Consider the following 18,825-nt stretch of genomic DNA (forward strand, 5'->3'; position numbering starts at 1 on the left):
AAACCGGCCTTTAGAACGGAAGATCCTCGCTGTCGGCATCGATCACCGAGAAATCTTCATTGCTGCCCACGGAATAGCTGGGGGCCGCTTCCACGGCGGCCGGCCGGGCATACTCCTGCGGCGCGGGGCTGCCGCTGTTGCCGGACCCCTTGCTGCCCACGAAGTTGGCGTTGTTGGCCACAATCTCGATGGCAGTGCGGTTATTGCCGTTCTTGTCCTGGTAGCTGCGGGACTGCAGACGGCCATCCACGGCGATCATCTCGCCCTTGTGGAAGTACCGGCAGATGAACTCTGCGGTACGGTCCCAGGCGGTCACGTCGAAGAAGTCGGCCTGCATCTGACCGTTGGCATCGCGCCGGCCCCGGTCGCAAGCAATGCGAAGGGACGCCACGCTCTTGCCGGTGTTGGTCTGGCGCAGCTGCGGGTCGGACACCAGCCGGCCCATGATCGCAACAACATTCAGCATGGTTTGCCTCCTTACGCCTCGACAGCGGTGGTCAAGAAGCGCAGAACACCGTCGGTGATCTTGTAAACACGCTCCAGCTCAGCGGGGAAGCTGGGCTCGCTGGTGAACTGGATCACAGTGTAAACGCCCTCGACCTCGTCGTTGATGGGATACGCCAGACGGCGCTTGCCCCACTCGTCGACAGAATCGATGGTGCCGTTCGCCTCGATGAGGGACTTGAACTTGCCCACCAGAGCGGTGGAAGCCTCCTCATCCAGAGCGGCGCTGGTAACCAGCATGGTTTCGTACTTAGCCATTCTCTGTACACCTCCTTTTGGACGTATGGCCCCTTTCGGGGCAAGGATGCGGCGCAAAACAGCGCGCCGCCGCTGCCCTGTTCACAAGGCAGCAACTTATTATATCAAACCACCCCGCGGCTGTCAAGCGGCCGCGGGGTGGTTTTTTGCGAAAAATCCGCGTGTTTACAGGGTTTTGCTCACCTCACGCAGATACTCCCGGAACGCCGGGCCGATCTCCGGATGGCGCAGGGCGGTTTCCACCTGGGCCTGCATCACACCCAGCTTGTTGCCCATGTCGTACCGCTTGCCGGTAAAGTCCACACCGGTCACGCCCTTTTCCCGGGCCAGCACCGCCATGGCGTCGGTGAGCTGGATCTCCCCGCCCGCACCGGGAGCGGTATGCTCCAGGATGGTGTAGATCTCCGGGGTCAGCAGGCAGCGGCCCAGGATGGAGAAGTTGGAGAATTCCTGCCCGGGGGCGGGCTTCTCGATCATATCGTCAATGAAATAGTGGTTGCCCTGAATAGGCTCGGCCTTCATGGAGCAATACTTCTGCAGATCGGCCTTGGGCACCTCCTTGATGCCCACCGCAGCCCGGCCGTAGGCCTCGTAGGCCCGGATCAGCTGGCCGGCCACCGGGTCTTCGCCCATGATCACGTCGTCGCCGTACATGACCACAAAGGGCTCATCGCCGGTAAAGGGCTTGGCCATCAGCACCGCATGCCCCAGGCCCAGGGTCTGCTTCTGGCGCACAAAGAAGATGTTGGCCATGCCGGCAATGCCCAGGCATTCCTCCAGGGCCTTCTCCTTGCCGGGGCGGCCCAGCGCGGTCTCCAGTTCGGGGGCACGGTCGAAGTGGTCCTCAATAATGTCCTTATTGCGGCCGGTGATGATCAGGATGTCCTGAATACCGGCGGCCACCGCCTCTTCCACGATATACTGGATGGCAGGCTTGTCCACGATGGGCAGCATTTCCTTGGGCATGGCCTTGGTGGCGGGCAAAACCCGGGTACCCAGCCCGGCGGCCGGGATGATGGCTTTGGTCACTCGCATAATGCTATACCGTCCTTTTTTCTTTTCTATCCGTTTTATCTCTACCGGCAGAAAGCCGGCCTTACAACATGGTACCGGAGATGCCCAGCCAGCTCAGCAGGGTGCCCACCGAGGGCGAGGACATCAGCATAAAGAACTCCAGCATGGCCAGCGCCACCACAGCGCCCAGCGCCAGGATCAGCGCCACCAGGCTGGGACCGCCCGCCGCGGCCAGCGTCTGTTCCCGCACCTCAGTCTGGGGCGGGCAGCCGTCCAGCAGGCGGCGGATACGCCGCCCGGCCTCCCGGCGGTAGAAATAGGTACCGAACAGCCCGCAGGACAGCATCATGGCGGCCCGCAGACCCGCGGCCACGTTGGACAGGATCTGCAGCACGTTCGGATCCATCCAGGCAAAAAGCGGATGCCCGGCAATCTGCAGCATCAGCAGCACCGAGGGCGCCGAGAGCAGCAGGCTCAGCGCGCCGAAGGCCACTGCCGCCCCCCATACCCGGCGATAGAAGAAGTACAGCGGCCCGAACAGCAGCGCGCTGATGCTCATGCCGGTTTTCTGGCCGCTGACCTCCATCCGTTTGAAGTTCAGCAGATAGATGGGCGCATTGTTGCCCACATAGGCCGCCCAGTAGCGGGCCTCGATGCCGTCCAGCTTTTCGTCCGGCTGCACCGGAAACTCCATCTGCACATAGGTCTGTTCCTGCTGTGCCTCCGTCTGCTGGGGACGGGCAGGGCCCGCCGCCTGATACCGGGGACCGGCAGCGCTGTGCTGGCCGGACTGTTCCGGTTCGGTCTCATGCATGGGCGCACCGCAGCTGCGGCAGAACAGCGCCTCGGCGGGGTTCTGGGCCCCGCATGCCGGGCAGACGCCGGTGGGCTCCCGACGGGGCCGGTGGAAATGCTGTTCCTCCGGCGGCGGGGCGGGCTTCCATTCAAAGTCCGGGGCATGCCGGTCCTCAAACAGGCAATGGCCGGCTTTTTCGTAGCAATCACGGTGATAAGGCGCACCGCACTCCGGGCAGACAACGATGTCGTCCCCCTGTTCAAAAGCCTTCTGGCATACGGCACATTTCTGGCCGGTATAATCGTACATACAAATTCCCTCCGCAGCGGGTAAAACGCTTGTTTTGTGTTATTATACCGCAAAGGGGGACAAAAAGCAAAACGAATCCCCCGTTCCGGCGGGCCAAATCATGAAAAATCCGTCTTTACTTTGTAAACTTTTTTCGATATACTAAATCTGATTGACAAAATGAATCTCGAACGGGCCCGCGGGCCCGCGGAAAGGACAGGTGCCCATGATCACCATAGACGAACTGAAAATGCAGCTGGGCGGCTACGAGACCGCCGTGGCCGACCTGGGGGAGGCGCTTGCCATCTCCGCCAGCGAAAAGCGTGTGGCCGAGCTGGAGAACAAGATGACCATGCCCGGGTTCTACGACGATACCGAGGCCAGCCAGAAGGTATTTGCCGAGATGAGCAGCCTGAAAGGCAAGCTGGAGCGGTACGCCAAGCTGAAGAGCCTGTATGAGGACGCACAGACCATGCTGTTGCTGTGCGAGGAAGAGAACGACCCGGAACTGATCCCGGAAGCGGAGCAGGCGGTGCAGGGGGTGGCCCACGCCATCGACGAGCTGCAGATGATCACCCTGCTTTCCGGTGAATATGACAAGAACAACGCCATCCTGACCTTCCACGCCGGTACCGGCGGCACCGAGGCCCAGGACTGGGCGGACATGCTGTTCCGCATGTACAACCGCTGGGGTACTGCCCACGGCTTCAAGGTAAGCACCCTGGACTATCAGGACGGCGACGAAGCCGGTCTGAAGAGCGCTTCCATCCTAATCGAGGGCCCCAACGCCTACGGCCTGCTGAAGGGTGAGAACGGCGTGCACCGGCTGGTGCGCGTGTCCCCCTTTGACGCCCAGAGCCGCCGCCAGACCAGCTTTGCTTCTCTGGAGGTCATGCCCGAAATGGACGACAGCATCCAGGTGGAGATCCGCCCGGAGGACATTGAAATGCAGGTGTACCGTTCCAGCGGCGCGGGCGGCCAGCACATCAACAAGACCTCCAGCGCGGTGCGTCTGATCCACAAGCCCACCGGCATCGTGGTAAGCTGCCAGACCGAGCGCAGCCAGTTCCAGAACCGAGACACCGCCATGAAGATGCTGGCTTCCAAGCTGTATCAGATCAAGGAGCAGGAGCATCTGGACAAGATCAGCGACATCAAGGGCGTGCAGAAAGAGATTGCCTGGGGTCACCAGATCCGCAGCTACGTGTTCATGCCCTACACCCTGGTGAAGGACCACCGCACCGGTTACGAAAGCGGCAACGTGCAGGCGGTCATGGACGGCGACCTGGACGGCTTTATCAACGCCTACCTGAAAGCCGCCAGCCGCGGCGAACTGCAGGCCACCTGATCGGCTGCAATACCAAAACAAAAAGGCCCTGGGCCGCGTTTCAAAGACGCAGCCCGGGGCTGTTTCTATCTGTGAAAATGCCTTACAGGCCGACCGCCCGGTCGATGGCGGCCAGTTCGTCGGCGGTAAAGGCGGGCGCATCGGCGGCTTTCAGGTTTTCCAGCAGCTGCTGCGGGCGGGAAGCCCCCACCAGCACACTGGTGACCCCCTCTTTCTGCAGCAGCCAGGCCAGCGCCATCCCGGCCAGGGACTGCCCCCGCGCCGCGGCAATTTCATTCAGCGCCCGGATCTGCGCCAGCTTTTCCTCGGTGATGTTGCCCTCTTTCAGGAAGCGGCCGTCGGTGCGCACCCGGCTGTCCTCCGGGATGCCGTGCAGATACCGGTCGGTGAGCAGGCCCTGGGCCAGCGGGCTGAAGGTGATCAGGCCCTTTTGCAGACGGCGGGCGGTTTCCAGCAGGCCGTTCTGCTCCACTGTGCGGTCAAAGATCGAGTAGCGGTTCTGGTTGATCACAAAGGGGCAGCCCATCTCATCCAGCAGGGCCGCCGCTTTCTCCAGGGTGGGGCCGTTGTAGTTGGACAGGCCCGCGTACAGCGCCTTGCCGCTGCGCACCGCCTGGGCCAGCGCTCCCATGGTCTCCTCCAGCGGAGTTTCCGGGTCCATCCGGTGGTGGTAGAAGATGTCCACATACTCCAGCCCCATCCGGCGCAGGCTCTGATCCAGGCTGGCCAGCATGTATTTGCGGCTGCCGCCGTCCCCGTAAGGGCCGTCCCACATAAGGTACCCCGCCTTGGTGCTGATGATCAGTTCATCCCGCCAGGGGGCCAGCTCCCGCCGCAGGATCAGGCCGAAGTTGCGTTCGGCGCTGCCGGGTTCCGGGCCGTAATTGTTGGCCAGGTCAAAGTGGGTCACCCCATGGTCAAAGGCGGTCAGGCAGATATCCCGCATGGTCTCATACCGGGCGGTGTCACCGAAGTTGTGCCACAGCCCCAGCGAAACCACGGGCAGTTTCAGCCCGCTGGCGCCGCAGCGGCGGTAGGGCAGGCGGTTATAGCGGTCGGCGGATGGCTGGTACATAATAAACCTCCTTGGCCGGGCACTCAGGCCCGCAGCTGGCGGATGTCCTCCCCTACAAAGAGGAAATCCTCACACTCGCCGCCCAGACGGCTGGCGATCTTTTCGGTGTAACGGGCTTCAAAGGCGGTGCCGTCCACAATGTTGGTGGTGTAGATGGTGGGCCGGCGGTTGCCGATACGGGTATTCAGGATCGTGTAGAAGCAGCTGAGCATATAGGGGGACACATACTCGGTGCCCAGGTCGTCCAGGATCAGCAGATCCGCTTCCAGAACGCCCTCCATCAGGCTGTTGTCCTCTTCAAAGCGGGTCTTTTCCAGGCGGCCGAACAGCTCCTGTGCGCTGATATAGACCACGTCATAGCCTTTTTCCAGCACAATCCCGGCGATGGCCAGCGCCGCGTGGGTCTTGCCCAGACCGGCGTTGCCCCGCAGCACCAGGCTGACGCTGCGCTCGTCAAAGGTGTTGGCGTATTCTTCCAGCTGATCCAGCAACTCGGTCATGTAATGGCGCTGGGTATCCCCCAGCGCCGGGTCGAACACATCCGGGTACAGGGTGCGGTCCAGCGCGTCGAACCGGCTCACCGACAGGGCGGTGGACGCCGCGATCTCCTCCCGGCGCAGCCGTCGGGCCATCCGGATCAGGCATTCACAGGTATTGCCGTTCACGCGGCCGGTATCCCGGCAGGCCGGGCACTGATACACCGGTTCCAGCCCGGCGGGGTCAATCCCCGCACCGCGCAGCAGCTCATCCCGGCGGGCACGGATCTCGTCTCCTTTGGCCAGCATGGTCTGCACCTTGTCCTTTTCCGCGCCGGTGGCGGCCAGACGGGCCGCTTCAAACCCGCAGCGCCGGGCTTCGTCCTCCAGCCCGGCCAGCTCCGGCAGCTTTTCCTGGGCCTGCTGCCGGTTGTACAGCGCCCGGCTCAGCGCCCGCTGGTGCTGCTCGGCCAGGCGGTCCTTGGCCGCACGGAACAGTTCCTGTTTGGTACGCATGGCTTATTCCTCCCGTTTCAGGCGGCGCACCCGGCCGGGCGCCCGCTGAAAGATATCCCGGCCGCTGGGGGCGGGCCGGTCTGCCCGTACATTGCTGCCGGTAAGCGCGCCGCTGCCCCGCACATCCTGCACCGTACGCCAGCCCTTGGCGTGCCAGGCTTTCAGGATACCGTGCAGATACCGCACCTCCCGCTTCTCGCCCGCATGGAGAAGCGCCTCCCGCACCATGTCCTCCCCGTAGCCGAATTCCTCGCTCCACTGGGCAATGCGGGTGCGCTCGGTAAGGGTGAGATGCTCGGGCGAAAGGCCCAGCATCTCGGCCACGGTCTTCTGGCTCTGCTGGCGGCGGGCCAGACGTTCCAGATAGGCCTCCGCCTGTTCGCCGGTCTCCACCCCGTCGGCACGCCAACGGCGCAGTTCCTGCCGCAGCGCCGCCACCGAATGGCGGCCGCAGCCCGCCACATGGGCTGCACAGGGCAGGATCACATCGATGGGATAATCCTCATTCAGATACAGCGCTACCAACTGCTGCAGGGCGCTGTGCCCCAGCGAGACGCCCAGCGCGGCCTGGGTCTCGGTGGTGAGCACCGCGATCATCGGGTCCCGCACCGAAGCCTCGTTGATCTGGGCAATGGTGGGCAGGGGCTTTTCCACCGGCGCGGCAGCGGGCTCGTCCTCCGGGTGCACCACCTCCAGCAAACCGGCGCCCGCCCACCAGAGCAGGGCGCTTTCCGCCGCCCGGGGGCTTTTCAGATGCAGCGCATGGGCGATGTCCCGGGGATCGGTGCTGCCGGTGGCCAGCACATACAGCGCCACCCGCACGCTGGCTTCGTCGGCATTGGGCAGCTGATGAAACACCAGCTGCGGCACCGCAATGGAATCACCGTTCTGGCGTACAATACGATAGGTCATACCTGTTTTCCTCTCTGTTCCGCCCCGTCGGGCGGGGTCATCTGTATTGTAGCACACCCCGCACCGGTTGACCAGCGCCGCACCGGATTTTCTTGCCCGGTACAAGAAACCATTTGACTTTTGCCATAGAATGCGGTATACTATGTAAGCACTTCAAAATGCGGATGTAGTTTAGTGGTAGAACTCCAGCTTCCCAAGCTGGCCGTGTGGGTTCGATTCCCATCATCCGCTCCAAAAATCCCGGATGCTTTGGCATCCGGGATTTTTCTTTATCCGCCAGCCCGCACAGCTTTGCAACAACAGAAAAACTCCCGGACACTTTCGTGTCCGGGAGCCTGGTACGAGTGGCGATACAGAACTTTTTGAAAAAACCAGTAATATCAATGGTGTTCGGGCATCCGAACAGAAAAATATCTTGTATATCCCCCCACATTAGGGCGACTGTTTTAAGGCAGCCGCCCTTTTTTACGCCTAAAATTTAGTGTGCCAATTAGGGGCGAAAATCCCTCTATTTTCTTCCTGTGCTGCCTGTTAGAAAGCAGGCGCAGGTGATTTGTCCTTCGGGTATCCGTTGGATACAGAGGTCATCTTTTCCCCGAAAACAAACACTTTTCCAGACCGCCGGAGGGAGGTGAGATTATGGCGGTATTTCGCATTGAGAAAACCCGCGACTACACGGTGATGGCAAACCATCATCTGCGAAACACGGCGCTGTCGCTGAAAGCGAAGGGGTTGCTGTCCCTCATGCTGTCCTTGCCGGAGGATTGGGACTACACCACCAAAAGTACATGGAGCACTTCAAGCAGCCGGAGCAGTTCATCAACCTGAACGGCCAGATCGTCGCCTTGCCGGTGGAGCCGGAGAACCCTCTCCGTACCGCTGAAATGACCCTGGAGGACGACTATGGGATGATTGACGGGATCATCAACAACGGCCGCCGTGGGGAGGAACTGGAGAAAGCCCAGGATGAGGCGCGCAGGACCACACCGGAGAAAAAGCCCTCTATCCGGGAACGGCTGGAGGACGCAAAACGGGAGTGCGGCGAGCGCAAGCCCCCGGACAAGGCTCATCAGAAAAAGCCCCCGGAGCATGACTTATAAGCCGAAGCAAAAAATGGCGTCTGGAATGGGCGTTCTTCCTGGGCGAGAACGGCAGACGCAAGTATAACAAGCTCTGCAAGGGCTGCGTCCATCCCTGCAAGCAGAGTTTCCGGGCGGTGGTGGTGTCCTGCCCGCACTATCTTTCCCTCCGTTCCAAAAAGTGCGGGAATTAGGGTTCAAAATAGGCGAAGAAACCGCCTGTAGTAGCTTTTCCGTGTAAGGGCAGTATGATTTCCTATGTGGAGCGGCTGGGCGTTTCTGCATAGGAAAAACGCCGGATTTTCACCTTTTATCAAGCAAAATGGGAGCGTCAACATCGGATGCAGTTATCCGATGTTGGCGCTCCCATTCTTTTTTTGTTCTGGCTGCGTCGCAGTCGATTAGTCATCCTCTAACAGCTTGGAGGGCGAGATTTTCAGCACTTGGGCGATCTTGAACAGTGTTTCAAGAGATACGCCACGGATCGTACCCGTCCCTTCTACCTGACCAACGAAGTCGACACTTTTCCCGATCCTCTCCGCAAGGACCTCCTGTGTCAGCCCCGCCTTTTTCCTGTAATATGCGATCTTTAAGCCCAGAGTGATATAGCGTTCTGGAAACTCCGTCTGCATAATATCACCTCCTGATATTATGCTACCAACAAAGCAGGTAAATTATAATTGAAACAAATTAGAGGATTATTTACTTTAAGTCAATATATGCATATATGGAGCTATTTTAAAAAAAGCTTAAAATTTGTTAAAGCTGCCCGCAAATCGACGGGAATATGCTATAATTAGGCCAAATTTTGCGGCCAAGGCCGCATGGGAGGTTGTTATGAACAAAAAGATTCCCCCGCTACACAGCTTGACATGGCTGTGGTGCAGCTTATTCGCATACAGCGTGCTGTTTGGGTTACTGCAAAAACTTTTGTCTTCTGTTCCCGGCTTGCCGGAGGGTATCGTGCTGCTCCTTAGCTGCGCGGTGGCATCGGCGATCCCCCTGCTCTGGTCCTCACTAGTGAGCGGCGAAGCCCCTCACTTCTCTTCCCAGAAGGCCTCTTTGGGCACGCTGGTTTTTCTCATAAGTGTGGCGCTGAGTGGAAATCTTGCCGTCATGGTACTTACTCCGGTTCTAGAGCGGGTGTGGAACCTGGTTGGCTTCACCGCCCAAGCGGCGGCAGTGGGAGAAGAAATCGCCACACCGCTGCTGGCAATATATATTTGTATAGTCGGTCCTGTCCTTGAGGAACTGATCTACCGAGGAGTGGTGCTGCGCCGCTTGCTGCCAGGGGGTGCGCGGCAGGCCATTTTACTGTCGGCCCTGTGCTTCGGGCTGATGCACCACGATCTCTATCAGGGGTTGTCCGCCTTCTGGTGCGGATTGATTTTCGGCTATGCGGCCCTGCACTACGGATTGGGGACGTCCATCGGACTGCACATCGCCGGAAACAGCATTGCTGAGGCGCTGCCGCTACTGCGCCAGGCGGGCACTCCTGGTGCCCTGGCTATCCTGGCTCTGGTGTTTGTCTCGGTGGTGATCGCAGTGACAGGAGGGATCCGCCTGCTGCTGAAAAGACGGGGACGGAAGCGCGAGAGAAGTCAGGCCGGCGGGAGTAGCGGCGTGTGGAGCAATCCCGCCCTGTGGATGCTGCTGGCCTTTGACACGGTTTATCTCGTTGTGGCCTCATTTACTCACCGCTGAAGTAGTATTTGGATAAAAGCCTTGCTTACAAGCCGTTGATATTACTGGATTTTCACAGATTCTTGAATGCCACTTGGACCATGCGCTATGCGCAGAAAGAAAAAAAGAATATACTTAATCTTGCTGAAGAAGGATACGGAGATAAAGAATGAGCGCCATCATCATTTCGGTGATGGCGCTCATTTTCAGCAGCAGTAGTAGGCGCTGTGGGAATGTGTGTAAACGGTCAAGGGGCGGAGCTGTGGGAAACGGTGTTTGCGGTCTGTGGGAAAGCTGGCAGCTTTTCCATCGGGACGTAAATATTTGTTTTCCATCGGTGGAGCGGCCGTTTTCCACATTTCCATAGTGGATCATTCGCAAATGGATTTTATAAAATTGTCCATCTCTTCAAAATCCCTCTCGGTGATTTCGGTGTTGTCATTTGCGGAAATTATTCTGATTCCCATACGCAGGAGCTTTTTTGTATATTCCATAGCGGACCATAAATCCCGCCCCAAACGGTCAAGAGCGGATACGACCAAAATATCATAAGCATGTTCCTCTGCCTTTTGAATGAGCTCCTGAAGGCTGGGGCGGTTTATGGTTGTTCCGCTTTCAAAAACTTTGCTTTCACCAACAGAAACAAGCCCATGTTTGGAGATATACTGATTGATCCAAAGTTCCTGTGTCCGTATTCCGCAGTCATCTCCATCATATCCTGCCTGGCGACAGTATTTCCACGCTCTATTCTTCATAGTACACGCTCCTTTGCATGGGGACTTTCTTTGCACAGTCCCATAGGCGATAGATGGTCAAGGGAATATACCAGGCAGCCACCAGCAGTCGCCAGACCAGGACGAAACCGCCGATCACTCCGCCAATAATAAAGTTCAGCAGAAACAACGGAAGGGCGGTTCCCAAAGAGCCGCCCGGCACGATCCAGGCAAACATCCGTGGGATGCCAAAAGGCAGGCCGCAAAGGATGAACAGCCATACATAGTCGGTGACTCCATCTTTTGTGCAGGCGGATTTGAAAATACAGTACAGCAAAACCGCCACCGCCACGGGCAACACGCTTTTCTTGAAAAACTCTTTGATTACTTCGGATTTCGTCACAGTCAGCACCTCCATTCCTGGTTCCATTATATCAGCCGGATAACCATGCGCCCAGGGGTTTTGCAAAGACTGTAAAAAGCGCCCAATCCCCGTTACTCCAAGTCGTTGCTCCGCTGCCGCTGCTGTTCCTGTTCCTGTTCCTTCGGCCTTTCCAGCAGGGCGTCCACATTCTGGCGGAGGGTGTCATACTCCTTTTCCTCCCGCCGTATCTTCCGAAGGTCCGTTTGCAGGGCGGTCTTGCGGGCGGAGAGTCCGTCCAATTCTGCTTTCAGCTTTTCGGAGGAAGGAAGTTTGGCGAGCCCGGCCTTTTTGATTTCCCTGGCTGCCGCCTCGAATAAGATAATCTCGCTCTCAAAGCCGCGCAGGAATTTTACCTTGTCTTTTGATGCCTTGTATCGGTCATAGACAGGTTTCAGCTTGCGATAAGTGTTAAGCTGCTTTCCCAGGAGGGCAAGGTCGGCGATCCGCTGTTCCGTATCCCGCAGGCTTTCCCTGGTACGGATGGAGGCGGCGGCAACGGCGTCGCACCGTTCTACCAATTCCTCATAGCTGCCGATGCCGTGTTCGGTGAGAAAGTTCATAGTGGCGGCCGCCCGTTTCAGATTCTCGATGGTCGCCCACCGCTGGTATCCGGCGCTCTGCTGGGCCTTGATATTGTTCTGAATGTCAATGAGCAGGCTGACCTTCCCGCTGCGCTGCTGGGGCTGTCTGGAGGGGCGGAGGCCTCCGGCAATGCGGGAGACAACGGCTTCTTCCGTGTAATCGGCGCCCAGGGTTTTGAGCCGGGTGAACCTCTCCTGGTCCGGCGCCCTGGCGGAGATATACTTTCCTCGCTTGATCTCGTACCCTTTCCGCTGTAACCGGGCAAGCAAATCTTCCAGGCTGGAGGATACGGGGATCAGCCGGTCGATGGCGGCTTTCAGCTTTGCCTTGTAGCTGGTGCCGTTCTGTGCAACCTGATGCTCAATGTAGCTCTTACCCTTATCCCGGCCAGGGACGATGACGGACAAGCCGTGTTCTTTGCACAGCCGGTCGCTGGCCCGGCGTATCTCGTGATAGCTGCGCTTGTTGGAATGGTAGTGCTTGTGGTCGGTGAAGCTGACCGCATTGAAAATCAGGTGATTATGGACGTGATCCTTGTCAATGTGAGTGGTGAGGACAAATTCATATTTGCCGCCCAGGACCTCCCGTGCCAGTTCCATGCCGATCCGGTGGGCTTCCTCTGGCGTGACCTCCCCAGGCTCAAAGGCTTGGATCAGGTGGCGGCCCAAGTGCGTGCCCTTGTCAATAGCATGGCGGCGTGTCCATTCAAATTCAATGTCGGCGGTCTCGGCGGCGCAGCCGAAGGAGGACACCAGCAGTTTCCCATCCGTCTTGTCGGGGTTGCAGATATAGTCAATCGCCGCTTTCAGCGTTGACTTAATAGGATGCGTCTTTGTAACTGCCATATCTGATCCAGCCTTTCCCGGATTTCCTCCATGTCGGCCTGATAGGTGGGACCTCCGGCGTTGACCCGCTTGGCGATCTGATTGATGTTCCGGCCAATGGCGGACAGGAGCTTGTTCATCTCCTTGATGTCCCTGGTGTCCACCTAGATGATATATCCGTCAATCGCCATCTTCCGCAGGTAGGCGCCGATCCGCTTTGTCTGGAGCTGGGCCATCTTCTGTTCCATCAGTTCCTTTTCCTCGGCGGTCACATAGAACTTCACCTGGATATTTCGTTTTCGGTTTGCCATCGTGGTATCTCGCCTCTTTTCGTATCAGGGTTTGGGATGTTCCCAACAAGCATTTTTCGGGTTTAGGGGGAGGGTTCCCTAAAGCCAAAAATCGCAAGCGGGTACTCGCTTGCTGTGCTTGCTATCGTCTCTCCCCAACCCTTTTCCCCTCTACTAATACTACAATCAAAAAGTGGGATACCAAGCTGGATGTAGTCTAATGTCTAATTTTTAACGATAACCGTTTCTATTTCAAATCATAAACATACATCCTCGACAAATCTACCTCACCATCGCCCTGCGCCATACATAGGAACTTCCATCCGTAGCGCTCATAGAAGCCTGTGTGGTCTGTAATGAGATATAAGGTTTCCAGGCCAAATGAACGCATATCCTCACAAACATATTCCAGCAGCTTTCCTGCAATTCCCTGACAACGGTAGTTTTCCTCAACATATACCGCGCAGACATTAGCAAGAAGCGGCGTATCAGCAACAAGATCAAGGGAAATGCAGGCGAGCCGATGGGCCAGCCTCCCTACGGGTACATCAAAGACCCCAACAACCCAAAACGATGGATCGTAGATGACGAAGCCGCCCAGGTAGTTCGACGGATTTACAGTATGACCCTGGAGGGTTATGGAACGGAGCAGATTGCCACTCAGCTTGAGCGGGATGAAATCCTTACCCCGCGTGCCTATTGGCTAAAGAAAGGCATCAAGCGCCCCGGAAAGGGCAAGCAGCAGCCCGCTACCAAGGGGAACAGTTCCACCGTGACCAAAATCCTGTCTTTGCAGGAGTATTGCGGTGACATTCTCAACTTCAAGACCTACTCCAAATCCTACAAGAACAAAAAGAGGTTGGAGAATGACCGTGAGAATTGGGTCATCTTCAAGGACGTCCACGAGCCGATCATCGAACGGTCCGTATTTGAGCAGGTGCAGCAGAAGCGGGGAAAAATCCGCAAGCGCCGCACCAACGAAGGCGAGCACAACATGTTCTCCGGCCTTCTGGTCTGTGCTGACTGCGGATGCAATCTTCACTTCCATTTCAATCAGGGAAACCCGGAGATCAAGTATTTCAACTGCTCCAACTATAAGGGCAACCGTGGGAGCTGTACTTCCACCCACTATGTCCGAGTAGATTTTCTGGAACAGGTGGTGCTTGGTGAAATCCGTCGCCTGACGAAGTTCGCCAGCCTCTATGAGGACGAATTTCTGAAAGCGGTGATCGGGCACTCCCAGCAAGCGGCGGAAACCGACCGTAAGCTAAAGGAGAAGGAATTGAAGGCCCTGCTTGCCCGTGATGAGGAACTGGACGGGCTGTTTGAACGCATCTATGAGGACAATGTTTCCGGCAAGCTCTCCGATGACCGTTTTGCGAAAATGTCCGGACGGTATGAGGACGAGCAAAAGGAACTGGCGGAGAAAATCAAAAAGCTCCGTTCCGAAATCGAGAAGCAGAGCAGCCAGGCCATGACCACGGATATGTTCATCTCTTTGGTGCGAAAGTACACCCGCACACGCAAGCTCACGCCTCGGATGCTCAACGAATTGGTTGAGAAGATCGAGGTTTATAATGCGGAGAAAATTGATGGTGTGTGGGAGCAGCGGCTTCGCATCCACTATAACTGCGTTGGAGAAATCATAATCCCTAAAATGCTGCCCCTGCCCATCCCTGATGTGACCGTCAATACCCGGAAGGGTGTGTTCGTCAACTACATCCCAGCCGAAATCGCCGGATGAAAACAACAAAAAAAGACGAGTGTTCTTACAGCTTTTCAAATGCTATAAGAACACTCGCCATGGTGCGGATGAAGGGACTTGAACCCATATGGAGTTGCCCCCACTAGAACCTGAATCTAGCGCGTCTGCCAATTCCGCCACATCCGCATATATGTAAACGCGGCGAACCGCGATTACGCTTTTTTGTTTACCCCGTCCTGCGGGGCGATTTATACTATACCACGGGTTTTGAGAAAATGCAAGCCTTTTTTTAAATTTTTTTAAAAAAATTTTTGCGGTGCAAAAAGGGGCCGTCCGGCAGTTGCCGGACGGCCCCTTTTTATCCTTGTAATCAGTCCCGGTTGCGGCCCACCAAGCGCAGCACAAACAGGAAGATGTTGATGAAATCCAGGTACAGGTTCAGCGCACCGAAGATGGAAGCCTTGGCCGCCATCTCGCTGTTGCCGCCGAACGCGAAGTAGTAATCCTTGAGTTTCTGGGTATCGTAGGCGGTCAGGCCCAGGAAGAGCGCAATGCCCAGCGCGCTGTACAGCACACCGGAGAAGCCAAAGCCAAACAGCATGCTGAACATGCCCACGACCAGCAGGGCAATCAGGCCCATGGAGAGCATCCGGCCCCAGCTGGTAAGATCCCGCTTGGTGAAGTGGCCATATACCGCCATCAGCCCGAAGTAGGCTGCGGCAGCCACAAAGGCCAGCGCCATGCTGCTGAGCTCAAACAGGAAGAAATACATGCTGAACACCAGGCCGTTCAGCGCCGAGTACACAAAGAACAGCGCCCGGGCGGTGCCCACCTGCATGGCATGGATCCGGGCGGACAGATACATGACCACGCCCAGCTCGGCAAAGGTGATAAGCAGCAGGAACATGGTGCCGCCGCTCAGCAGCAGGTTCCAGGTCAGGCCGCTGGCGTAACCCAGAAAGGCCACAGCCGCGGTGAGCGCCAGACCGCCGAACATCCAGCCGAAGGTCTTGCTCACATAATTATTCAGGGTTTCAACGCCGCCGTACGCGTACTGGCGCTGTTCCTGTTCATACATTTCATTCATGATTCTCGCACCTCTCTTGCTCTCGCGCCCCGCGCAGGGACGCGGGCTTGTATGGATTGGTTGGATCTGACCCGATTTTTTGGATCATTGTCATTATTATATCCTGTTTGACGGAAAAAGCAAAAGGTTTATAATAAACAAAGCATGAATTTTTTATGAAGGAGGGCCCATCCGGATGAGCCTTGGCCTGTATCTGCATATTCCCTACTGCCTGGCCCGCTGCCGGTACTGCGATTTTTACAGCCGGGGCGGTCAGAAAGAAGTTCCTGATGCCTATGTAGCGGCCCTGCTGCGGGAGATGGAGCGCATCTGCAACTGCGACTGCACCGCTCTGCGGCCGGATACCCTGTATTTTGGCGGCGGCACCCCCAGCCTGCTGCGGCCGGACCAGGCAGCCGCGCTGATCCGGGCTGCCGCGCCGGTTCCGGAGGGGGAAGTCACCCTGGAAGCCAATCCTGAAACGGTGGATCCGGCCAAACTGGAGGGATTCCGCCAGGCGGGGGTCAACCGGCTGAGCCTGGGGGTACAGACCGCCGACGACGAGAGCCTGGCCCGGCTGGGACGCCCCCACACGGCGGCCCAGAGCCGGCAGGCACTGGCCTGGGCCCGGCAGGCGGGTTTTGCCAACATCAGCGGGGATATCATGCTGGCGCTGCCCCGCTACACCCGGGAGGAATTTGACCGGACGCTGGACCTGCTGGCAGAGGGCGGCTGCACCCATATCTCGGCCTATCTGCTCAAAATTGAACCGGGCACCGCTTTTGCCCGGCACACGCCCGAGGGCCTGCCCGACCCGGATGAAGCCGCGGATTTCTATTTGTACGCGGTGGAACAACTGGCGGCGGCCGGTTACCGGCAATACGAGATCAGCAACTTTGCCAGACCGGGCTATGAAGGGCAGCACAATCTGCTGTACTGGGACTGTCAGGATTATCTGGGCCTGGGCCCTGCCGCCCACAGCTGCCTGAACCGGAAGCGCTTCTATTGGCCGGGCGACACCCGGGCCTTTATCGAGGGCACGGCACGGCCGGTGGAGGACGGCGGCTGCGACGGCGAGGACTACATCATGCTGCGTCTGCGGCTGACCCAGGGGCTGGACGAGGAGGAACTGGCCCGGCGGTTCAGTGTGCGGCTGAACGAACGGCAGAGAGCCTTCTGGCGGCGGTGCCAGCAGGCAGGCTATGCCCAGCCGGGCGAAGGTCCGCTGCGGCTGACACCCGCCGGGCTGATTATCCAGAACAGCATTCTGACCGAACTGCTGGCATAAGGCAGAAGAAAAATTTCAGATTTTTCTCCCACAAAGAGACAAAATGTGCTATACTGGGAAGAACGTGCGGCCGGGGGCCGCAGAGTGAAAGCGGAGGCGGATCTATGCAGGAAGAAAAGAATAGCGGCGTGCCGCTGGGAGGTGCCGTACTTTCCAGCCAGCTGGCCCAGACCCTGGCGGAGGAGATGCGCACCGGCTGCTTTGCCCATGCGGCCCGTCTGCCGGCCGAAGTGGAGCTGGCCGCCCGGATGGGGGTCAGCCGCACGGTGGTGCGGGACGCGCTGGGCGAACTGGAGCGGGCTGGTTTTGTGGAACGGGTCCGGGGCATCGGCACGGTGATCCACCGGAATGTGGTGCATCTGCCCAACCGGCTGGACCAGAAGGTGGAGTTTCTCTCCATGATTGCGGCGGCGGGGCATACCCCCCACACCGATCACGTGCGGGTGGACATTCTGCCTGCGGATGAGCCGCTGGCCCGCCTGCTGGAGATCGAGCCCGGCGCCCAGACTGTGCGGGTGCACAAGCGGGTGCTGGCAGACGAAAAGCCGGTGATCTTCTGCATTGACTACTTCCCGCTTTCCATCTTCCGGGGCACCAGTCCTCTGCAGCTGGACATGACCGAGCCGGTGTTCGACATGCTCAAGCGGGAATGCGGCCAGGTTGTGACCAGCACCACCACCCGGGTGCAGGCCGCCTACGGTGAGCCGGGTATGCGCCGGCTGATGGAGCTTTCCTCCGGCGAGGCGCTGCTGCTGCTGGATGAGGTCAGCTACACCCGCCTGTGCCTGCCGGTTATGCGCAGTCTGGGCTACTATACCAACTTCTTTGATTTTTCGATCCTTCGAAAAAAATTCTGAGGGCGGCCTTTTGCGCCGTGCCAAACCAACAACGGGAGGAACTGTTAGTATGCGTCATCTCATCAATCCGCTGGACTTCTCTCTGGACGAGCTGCACGATCTGCTGGATCTGGCCGACGACATTGCCGCCGCGCCGGAAAAATACCAGGATGTGTGTGCGCACAAGAAGCTGGCTACCCTGTTCTATGAGCCCAGCACCCGCACCCGGCTGAGTTTTGAGGCCGCCATGCTGAACCTGGGCGGCAGCGTACTGGGCTTTTCCAGCGCGGATTCCTCCAGCGCCTCCAAGGGCGAGAGCGTAGCCGACACCATCCGGGTGGTCAGCGGGTATGCGGACATTGCTGCCATGCGTCATCCCCGGGAAGGCGCGCCGCTGCGGGCTTCCATGTACTCCCGGATTCCGGTGATCAATGCCGGTGACGGCGGGCACGAGCATCCTACCCAGACCCTGACCGACCTGATGACCATCCGCCGCCGCTGCGGCAAGCTGGACGGGCTGACCATCGGCCTGTGCGGCGATCTGAAGTTCGGGCGCACGGTGCACAGCCTGATCACCACCATGGTGCGGTATCCCAACACCAAATTCGTGCTCATCAGCCCCAAGGAGCTGCGTGTGCCGGATTATATCTACAACGACGTGCTCAAGCCCAGCGGCTGCCGCTACGTAAAGACCACCAGCCTGGAAGAAGCCATGCCCCAGCTGGATGTGCTGTACATGACCCGTATTCAGCGGGAGCGGTTTGCCGATCCCAACGAGTACCGCCGCCTGAAGGACAGCTATATCCTGACCCCGGACAAGATGGCGCTGGGCAAACCGGATCTGGCGGTGCTGCATCCCCTGCCCCGGGTAAACGAGATCACCCTGGAGGTGGACGAAGATCCCCGGGCCGCCTATTTTGAGCAGGCGCAGAACGGTGTGTATGTGCGCATGGCCCTGATCATGACCCTGCTGGGCCTGACCGATAAGCCCCTGGCGGACAAGCCCGCCTGCAACGAGGAACTGGTGGAAATGCACTGCCCGAACCCCCGCTGCATCACCGGCGTGGAGGAGGGGGTAAAGCACCTGTTCCACCGCGCACCGGACGGCGTTCTGCGCTGCATCTACTGCGAGCAGGAAGCCTGATACA

The 18,825-nt window shown here is 58.4% G+C and carries 19 protein-coding genes, 2 tRNA genes and 4 pseudogenes; 10 read left to right on the forward strand and 15 right to left on the reverse strand.

Features of this window, described 5'->3' with window-relative positions; all coding sequences use genetic code 11:
* Positions 1 to 10: 10 nt before the first annotated feature.
* From B5E65_RS05095 to B5E65_RS05110, 4 genes are all read right to left on the reverse strand, one after another.
* Positions 11 to 466, reverse strand: a complete 456-nt coding sequence (locus B5E65_RS05095) for a single-stranded DNA-binding protein (protein WP_087170694.1) — start codon at positions 464 to 466, stop codon at positions 11 to 13.
* A gap of 11 nt (positions 467 to 477) precedes the next feature.
* A complete protein-coding gene (gene rpsF, locus B5E65_RS05100; RefSeq protein WP_087170695.1) occupies positions 478 to 762 on the reverse strand; it encodes a 30S ribosomal protein S6 in 285 nt (94 codons plus the stop codon).
* Positions 763 to 927: 165 nt separating this feature from the next.
* Positions 928 to 1,797, reverse strand: a complete 870-nt coding sequence (galU, locus tag B5E65_RS05105) for a UTP--glucose-1-phosphate uridylyltransferase GalU (RefSeq protein WP_206406277.1) — start codon at positions 1,795 to 1,797, stop codon at positions 928 to 930.
* Between the two features lie 61 nt (positions 1,798 to 1,858).
* Positions 1,859 to 2,881 carry an RING finger protein gene (locus tag B5E65_RS05110; RefSeq protein ID WP_087170697.1) on the reverse strand — a complete coding sequence of 341 codons (1,023 nt, stop codon included), beginning with the start codon at positions 2,879 to 2,881 and terminating at the stop codon, positions 1,859 to 1,861.
* A gap of 205 nt (positions 2,882 to 3,086) precedes the next feature.
* Here B5E65_RS05110 and prfB point away from each other — a divergent pair, with 205 nt between their 5' ends.
* Entirely contained in the window at positions 3,087 to 4,208 is a 1,122-nt protein-coding gene (prfB, locus tag B5E65_RS05115; RefSeq protein WP_087170698.1) for a peptide chain release factor 2, read from the forward strand.
* An 82-nt stretch (positions 4,209 to 4,290) separates the two neighbouring features.
* Here prfB and B5E65_RS05120 read toward each other — a convergent pair whose 3' ends face one another.
* The 3 genes from B5E65_RS05120 to B5E65_RS05130 are packed head-to-tail and all read right to left on the reverse strand — an operon-like array spanning position 4,291 to position 7,187.
* Positions 4,291 to 5,283, reverse strand: a complete 993-nt coding sequence (locus tag B5E65_RS05120) for an aldo/keto reductase (protein WP_087170699.1) — start codon at positions 5,281 to 5,283, stop codon at positions 4,291 to 4,293.
* Between the two features lie 23 nt (positions 5,284 to 5,306).
* Positions 5,307 to 6,275, reverse strand: coding sequence for an ATP-binding protein (locus B5E65_RS05125; RefSeq protein ID WP_087170700.1), 969 nt, complete (start codon positions 6,273 to 6,275; stop codon positions 5,307 to 5,309).
* 3 nt (positions 6,276 to 6,278) lie between these two features.
* Complete coding sequence (locus tag B5E65_RS05130; protein ID WP_087170701.1) at positions 6,279 to 7,187, reverse strand: DnaD domain-containing protein; 909 nt, start codon at positions 7,185 to 7,187, stop codon at positions 6,279 to 6,281.
* Between the two features lie 160 nt (positions 7,188 to 7,347).
* Between B5E65_RS05130 and B5E65_RS05135 the strand changes: the two genes are divergently transcribed.
* The 3 genes and pseudogenes from B5E65_RS05135 to B5E65_RS05145 form a co-directional block, all read left to right on the forward strand.
* Positions 7,348 to 7,421, forward strand: a tRNA-Gly gene (locus B5E65_RS05135).
* A gap of 405 nt (positions 7,422 to 7,826) precedes the next feature.
* A pseudogene (locus tag B5E65_RS05140) lies at positions 7,827 to 7,970 on the forward strand (helix-turn-helix domain-containing protein); the annotation flags it as partial.
* 74 nt (positions 7,971 to 8,044) lie between these two features.
* Positions 8,045 to 8,287, forward strand: a pseudogene (locus tag B5E65_RS05145) (DUF4316 domain-containing protein); the annotation flags it as partial.
* A 380-nt stretch (positions 8,288 to 8,667) separates the two neighbouring features.
* Here B5E65_RS05145 and B5E65_RS05150 read toward each other — a convergent pair.
* Positions 8,668 to 8,898 (reverse strand): helix-turn-helix domain-containing protein, encoded by a 231-nt coding sequence (locus B5E65_RS05150; RefSeq protein ID WP_087170703.1) that lies wholly within the window; start codon positions 8,896 to 8,898, stop codon positions 8,668 to 8,670.
* Positions 8,899 to 9,103: 205 nt separating this feature from the next.
* On the opposite strand from B5E65_RS05150, the gene B5E65_RS05155 reads away from it, so the two are divergent.
* Positions 9,104 to 9,970 carry a CPBP family intramembrane glutamic endopeptidase gene (locus B5E65_RS05155; protein WP_006573027.1) on the forward strand — a complete coding sequence of 289 codons (867 nt, stop codon included), beginning with the start codon at positions 9,104 to 9,106 and terminating at the stop codon, positions 9,968 to 9,970.
* Between the two features lie 350 nt (positions 9,971 to 10,320).
* Here the strand turns inward: B5E65_RS05155 and B5E65_RS05160 are convergent, their stop codons facing one another.
* The 5 genes and pseudogenes from B5E65_RS05160 to B5E65_RS16790 form a co-directional block, all read right to left on the reverse strand.
* Positions 10,321 to 10,704 carry a recombinase family protein gene (locus B5E65_RS05160; protein ID WP_006573030.1) on the reverse strand — a complete coding sequence of 128 codons (384 nt, stop codon included), beginning with the start codon at positions 10,702 to 10,704 and terminating at the stop codon, positions 10,321 to 10,323.
* Positions 10,694 to 11,065, reverse strand: coding sequence for a DUF6050 family protein (locus B5E65_RS05165; RefSeq protein ID WP_087170827.1), 372 nt, complete (start codon positions 11,063 to 11,065; stop codon positions 10,694 to 10,696). The genes B5E65_RS05160 and B5E65_RS05165 overlap by 11 nt, the downstream gene beginning before the upstream one ends.
* Positions 11,066 to 11,157: 92 nt before the next feature.
* On the reverse strand, positions 11,158 to 12,513 hold the full coding sequence (locus B5E65_RS05170; protein WP_087170704.1) for a relaxase/mobilization nuclease domain-containing protein: 1,356 nt from the start codon (positions 12,511 to 12,513) through the stop codon (positions 11,158 to 11,160).
* A pseudogene (locus B5E65_RS05175) lies at positions 12,474 to 12,803 on the reverse strand (plasmid mobilization protein). Before B5E65_RS05175 ends, B5E65_RS05170 begins: the two are co-directional and overlap by 40 nt.
* 226 nt (positions 12,804 to 13,029) lie before the next feature.
* On the reverse strand, positions 13,030 to 13,482 hold the full coding sequence (locus B5E65_RS16790; RefSeq protein ID WP_087170705.1) for a GNAT family N-acetyltransferase: 453 nt from the start codon (positions 13,480 to 13,482) through the stop codon (positions 13,030 to 13,032).
* Between B5E65_RS16790 and B5E65_RS05185 the strand changes: the two genes are divergently transcribed.
* On the forward strand, positions 13,405 to 14,526 hold the full coding sequence (locus B5E65_RS05185; RefSeq protein ID WP_087170706.1) for a DUF4368 domain-containing protein: 1,122 nt from the start codon (positions 13,405 to 13,407) through the stop codon (positions 14,524 to 14,526). The genes B5E65_RS16790 and B5E65_RS05185 overlap by 78 nt on opposite strands.
* A 60-nt stretch (positions 14,527 to 14,586) precedes the next feature.
* Here the strand turns inward: B5E65_RS05185 and B5E65_RS05190 are convergent.
* Both B5E65_RS05190 and B5E65_RS05195 read right to left on the reverse strand, forming a co-directional pair.
* Positions 14,587 to 14,673: transfer RNA gene (locus B5E65_RS05190), tRNA-Leu, on the reverse strand.
* A 184-nt stretch (positions 14,674 to 14,857) separates the two neighbouring features.
* Positions 14,858 to 15,574, reverse strand: coding sequence for a Bax inhibitor-1/YccA family protein (locus B5E65_RS05195; protein ID WP_343286389.1), 717 nt, complete (start codon positions 15,572 to 15,574; stop codon positions 14,858 to 14,860).
* 175 nt (positions 15,575 to 15,749) lie between these two features.
* Here B5E65_RS05195 and hemW point away from each other — a divergent pair, with 175 nt between their 5' ends.
* The 4 genes and pseudogenes from hemW (at position 15,750) to B5E65_RS16520 (ending at position 18,821) form a co-directional block, all read left to right on the forward strand.
* Positions 15,750 to 16,841: a radical SAM family heme chaperone HemW gene (hemW, locus tag B5E65_RS05200; protein WP_087170707.1), complete on the forward strand. Its 1,092-nt coding sequence runs from the start codon at positions 15,750 to 15,752 to the stop codon at positions 16,839 to 16,841.
* A gap of 104 nt (positions 16,842 to 16,945) precedes the next feature.
* Complete coding sequence (locus B5E65_RS05205) at positions 16,946 to 17,698, forward strand: GntR family transcriptional regulator (RefSeq protein ID WP_087170708.1); 753 nt, start codon at positions 16,946 to 16,948, stop codon at positions 17,696 to 17,698.
* Between the two features lie 49 nt (positions 17,699 to 17,747).
* Positions 17,748 to 18,668, forward strand: a pseudogene (gene pyrB, locus B5E65_RS05210) (aspartate carbamoyltransferase); the annotation flags it as partial.
* A gap of 39 nt (positions 18,669 to 18,707) precedes the next feature.
* On the forward strand, positions 18,708 to 18,821 hold the full coding sequence (locus B5E65_RS16520; RefSeq protein WP_242957489.1) for a hypothetical protein: 114 nt from the start codon (positions 18,708 to 18,710) through the stop codon (positions 18,819 to 18,821).
* The last annotated feature ends 4 nt before the right edge of the window (positions 18,822 to 18,825 follow it).

The organism is Gemmiger sp. An120 (assembly GCF_002160955.1).
GTDB lineage: Bacteria > Bacillota > Clostridia > Oscillospirales > Ruminococcaceae > Gemmiger_A > Gemmiger_A avium.

Excerpts from the sequence above, each read along its gene's own strand:
- B5E65_RS05095 (WP_087170694.1), bottom strand. The coding sequence starts at position 466 with ATGCTGAATGTTGTTGCGATCATGGGCCGGCTGGTGTCCGACCCGCAG.
- rpsF (WP_087170695.1), bottom strand. The coding sequence starts at position 762 with ATGGCTAAGTACGAAACCATGCTGGTTACCAGCGCCGCTCTGGATGAG.
- galU (WP_206406277.1), bottom strand. The coding sequence starts at position 1,797 with ATGCGAGTGACCAAAGCCATCATCCCGGCCGCCGGGCTGGGTACCCGG.
- B5E65_RS05110 (WP_087170697.1), bottom strand. The coding sequence starts at position 2,881 with ATGTACGATTATACCGGCCAGAAATGTGCCGTATGCCAGAAGGCTTTT.
- prfB (WP_087170698.1), top strand. The coding sequence starts at position 3,087 with ATGATCACCATAGACGAACTGAAAATGCAGCTGGGCGGCTACGAGACC.
- B5E65_RS05120 (WP_087170699.1), bottom strand. The coding sequence starts at position 5,283 with ATGTACCAGCCATCCGCCGACCGCTATAACCGCCTGCCCTACCGCCGC.
- B5E65_RS05125 (WP_087170700.1), bottom strand. The coding sequence starts at position 6,275 with ATGCGTACCAAACAGGAACTGTTCCGTGCGGCCAAGGACCGCCTGGCC.
- B5E65_RS05130 (WP_087170701.1), bottom strand. The coding sequence starts at position 7,187 with ATGACCTATCGTATTGTACGCCAGAACGGTGATTCCATTGCGGTGCCG.
- B5E65_RS05150 (WP_087170703.1), bottom strand. The coding sequence starts at position 8,898 with ATGCAGACGGAGTTTCCAGAACGCTATATCACTCTGGGCTTAAAGATC.
- B5E65_RS05155 (WP_006573027.1), top strand. The coding sequence starts at position 9,104 with ATGAACAAAAAGATTCCCCCGCTACACAGCTTGACATGGCTGTGGTGC.
- B5E65_RS05160 (WP_006573030.1), bottom strand. The coding sequence starts at position 10,704 with ATGAAGAATAGAGCGTGGAAATACTGTCGCCAGGCAGGATATGATGGA.
- B5E65_RS05170 (WP_087170704.1), bottom strand. The coding sequence starts at position 12,513 with ATGGCAGTTACAAAGACGCATCCTATTAAGTCAACGCTGAAAGCGGCG.
- B5E65_RS05185 (WP_087170706.1), top strand. The coding sequence starts at position 13,405 with ATGACCCTGGAGGGTTATGGAACGGAGCAGATTGCCACTCAGCTTGAG.
- B5E65_RS05195 (WP_343286389.1), bottom strand. The coding sequence starts at position 15,574 with ATGAATGAAATGTATGAACAGGAACAGCGCCAGTACGCGTACGGCGGC.
- hemW (WP_087170707.1), top strand. The coding sequence starts at position 15,750 with ATGAGCCTTGGCCTGTATCTGCATATTCCCTACTGCCTGGCCCGCTGC.
- B5E65_RS05205 (WP_087170708.1), top strand. The coding sequence starts at position 16,946 with ATGCAGGAAGAAAAGAATAGCGGCGTGCCGCTGGGAGGTGCCGTACTT.
- B5E65_RS16520 (WP_242957489.1), top strand. The coding sequence starts at position 18,708 with ATGCACTGCCCGAACCCCCGCTGCATCACCGGCGTGGAGGAGGGGGTA.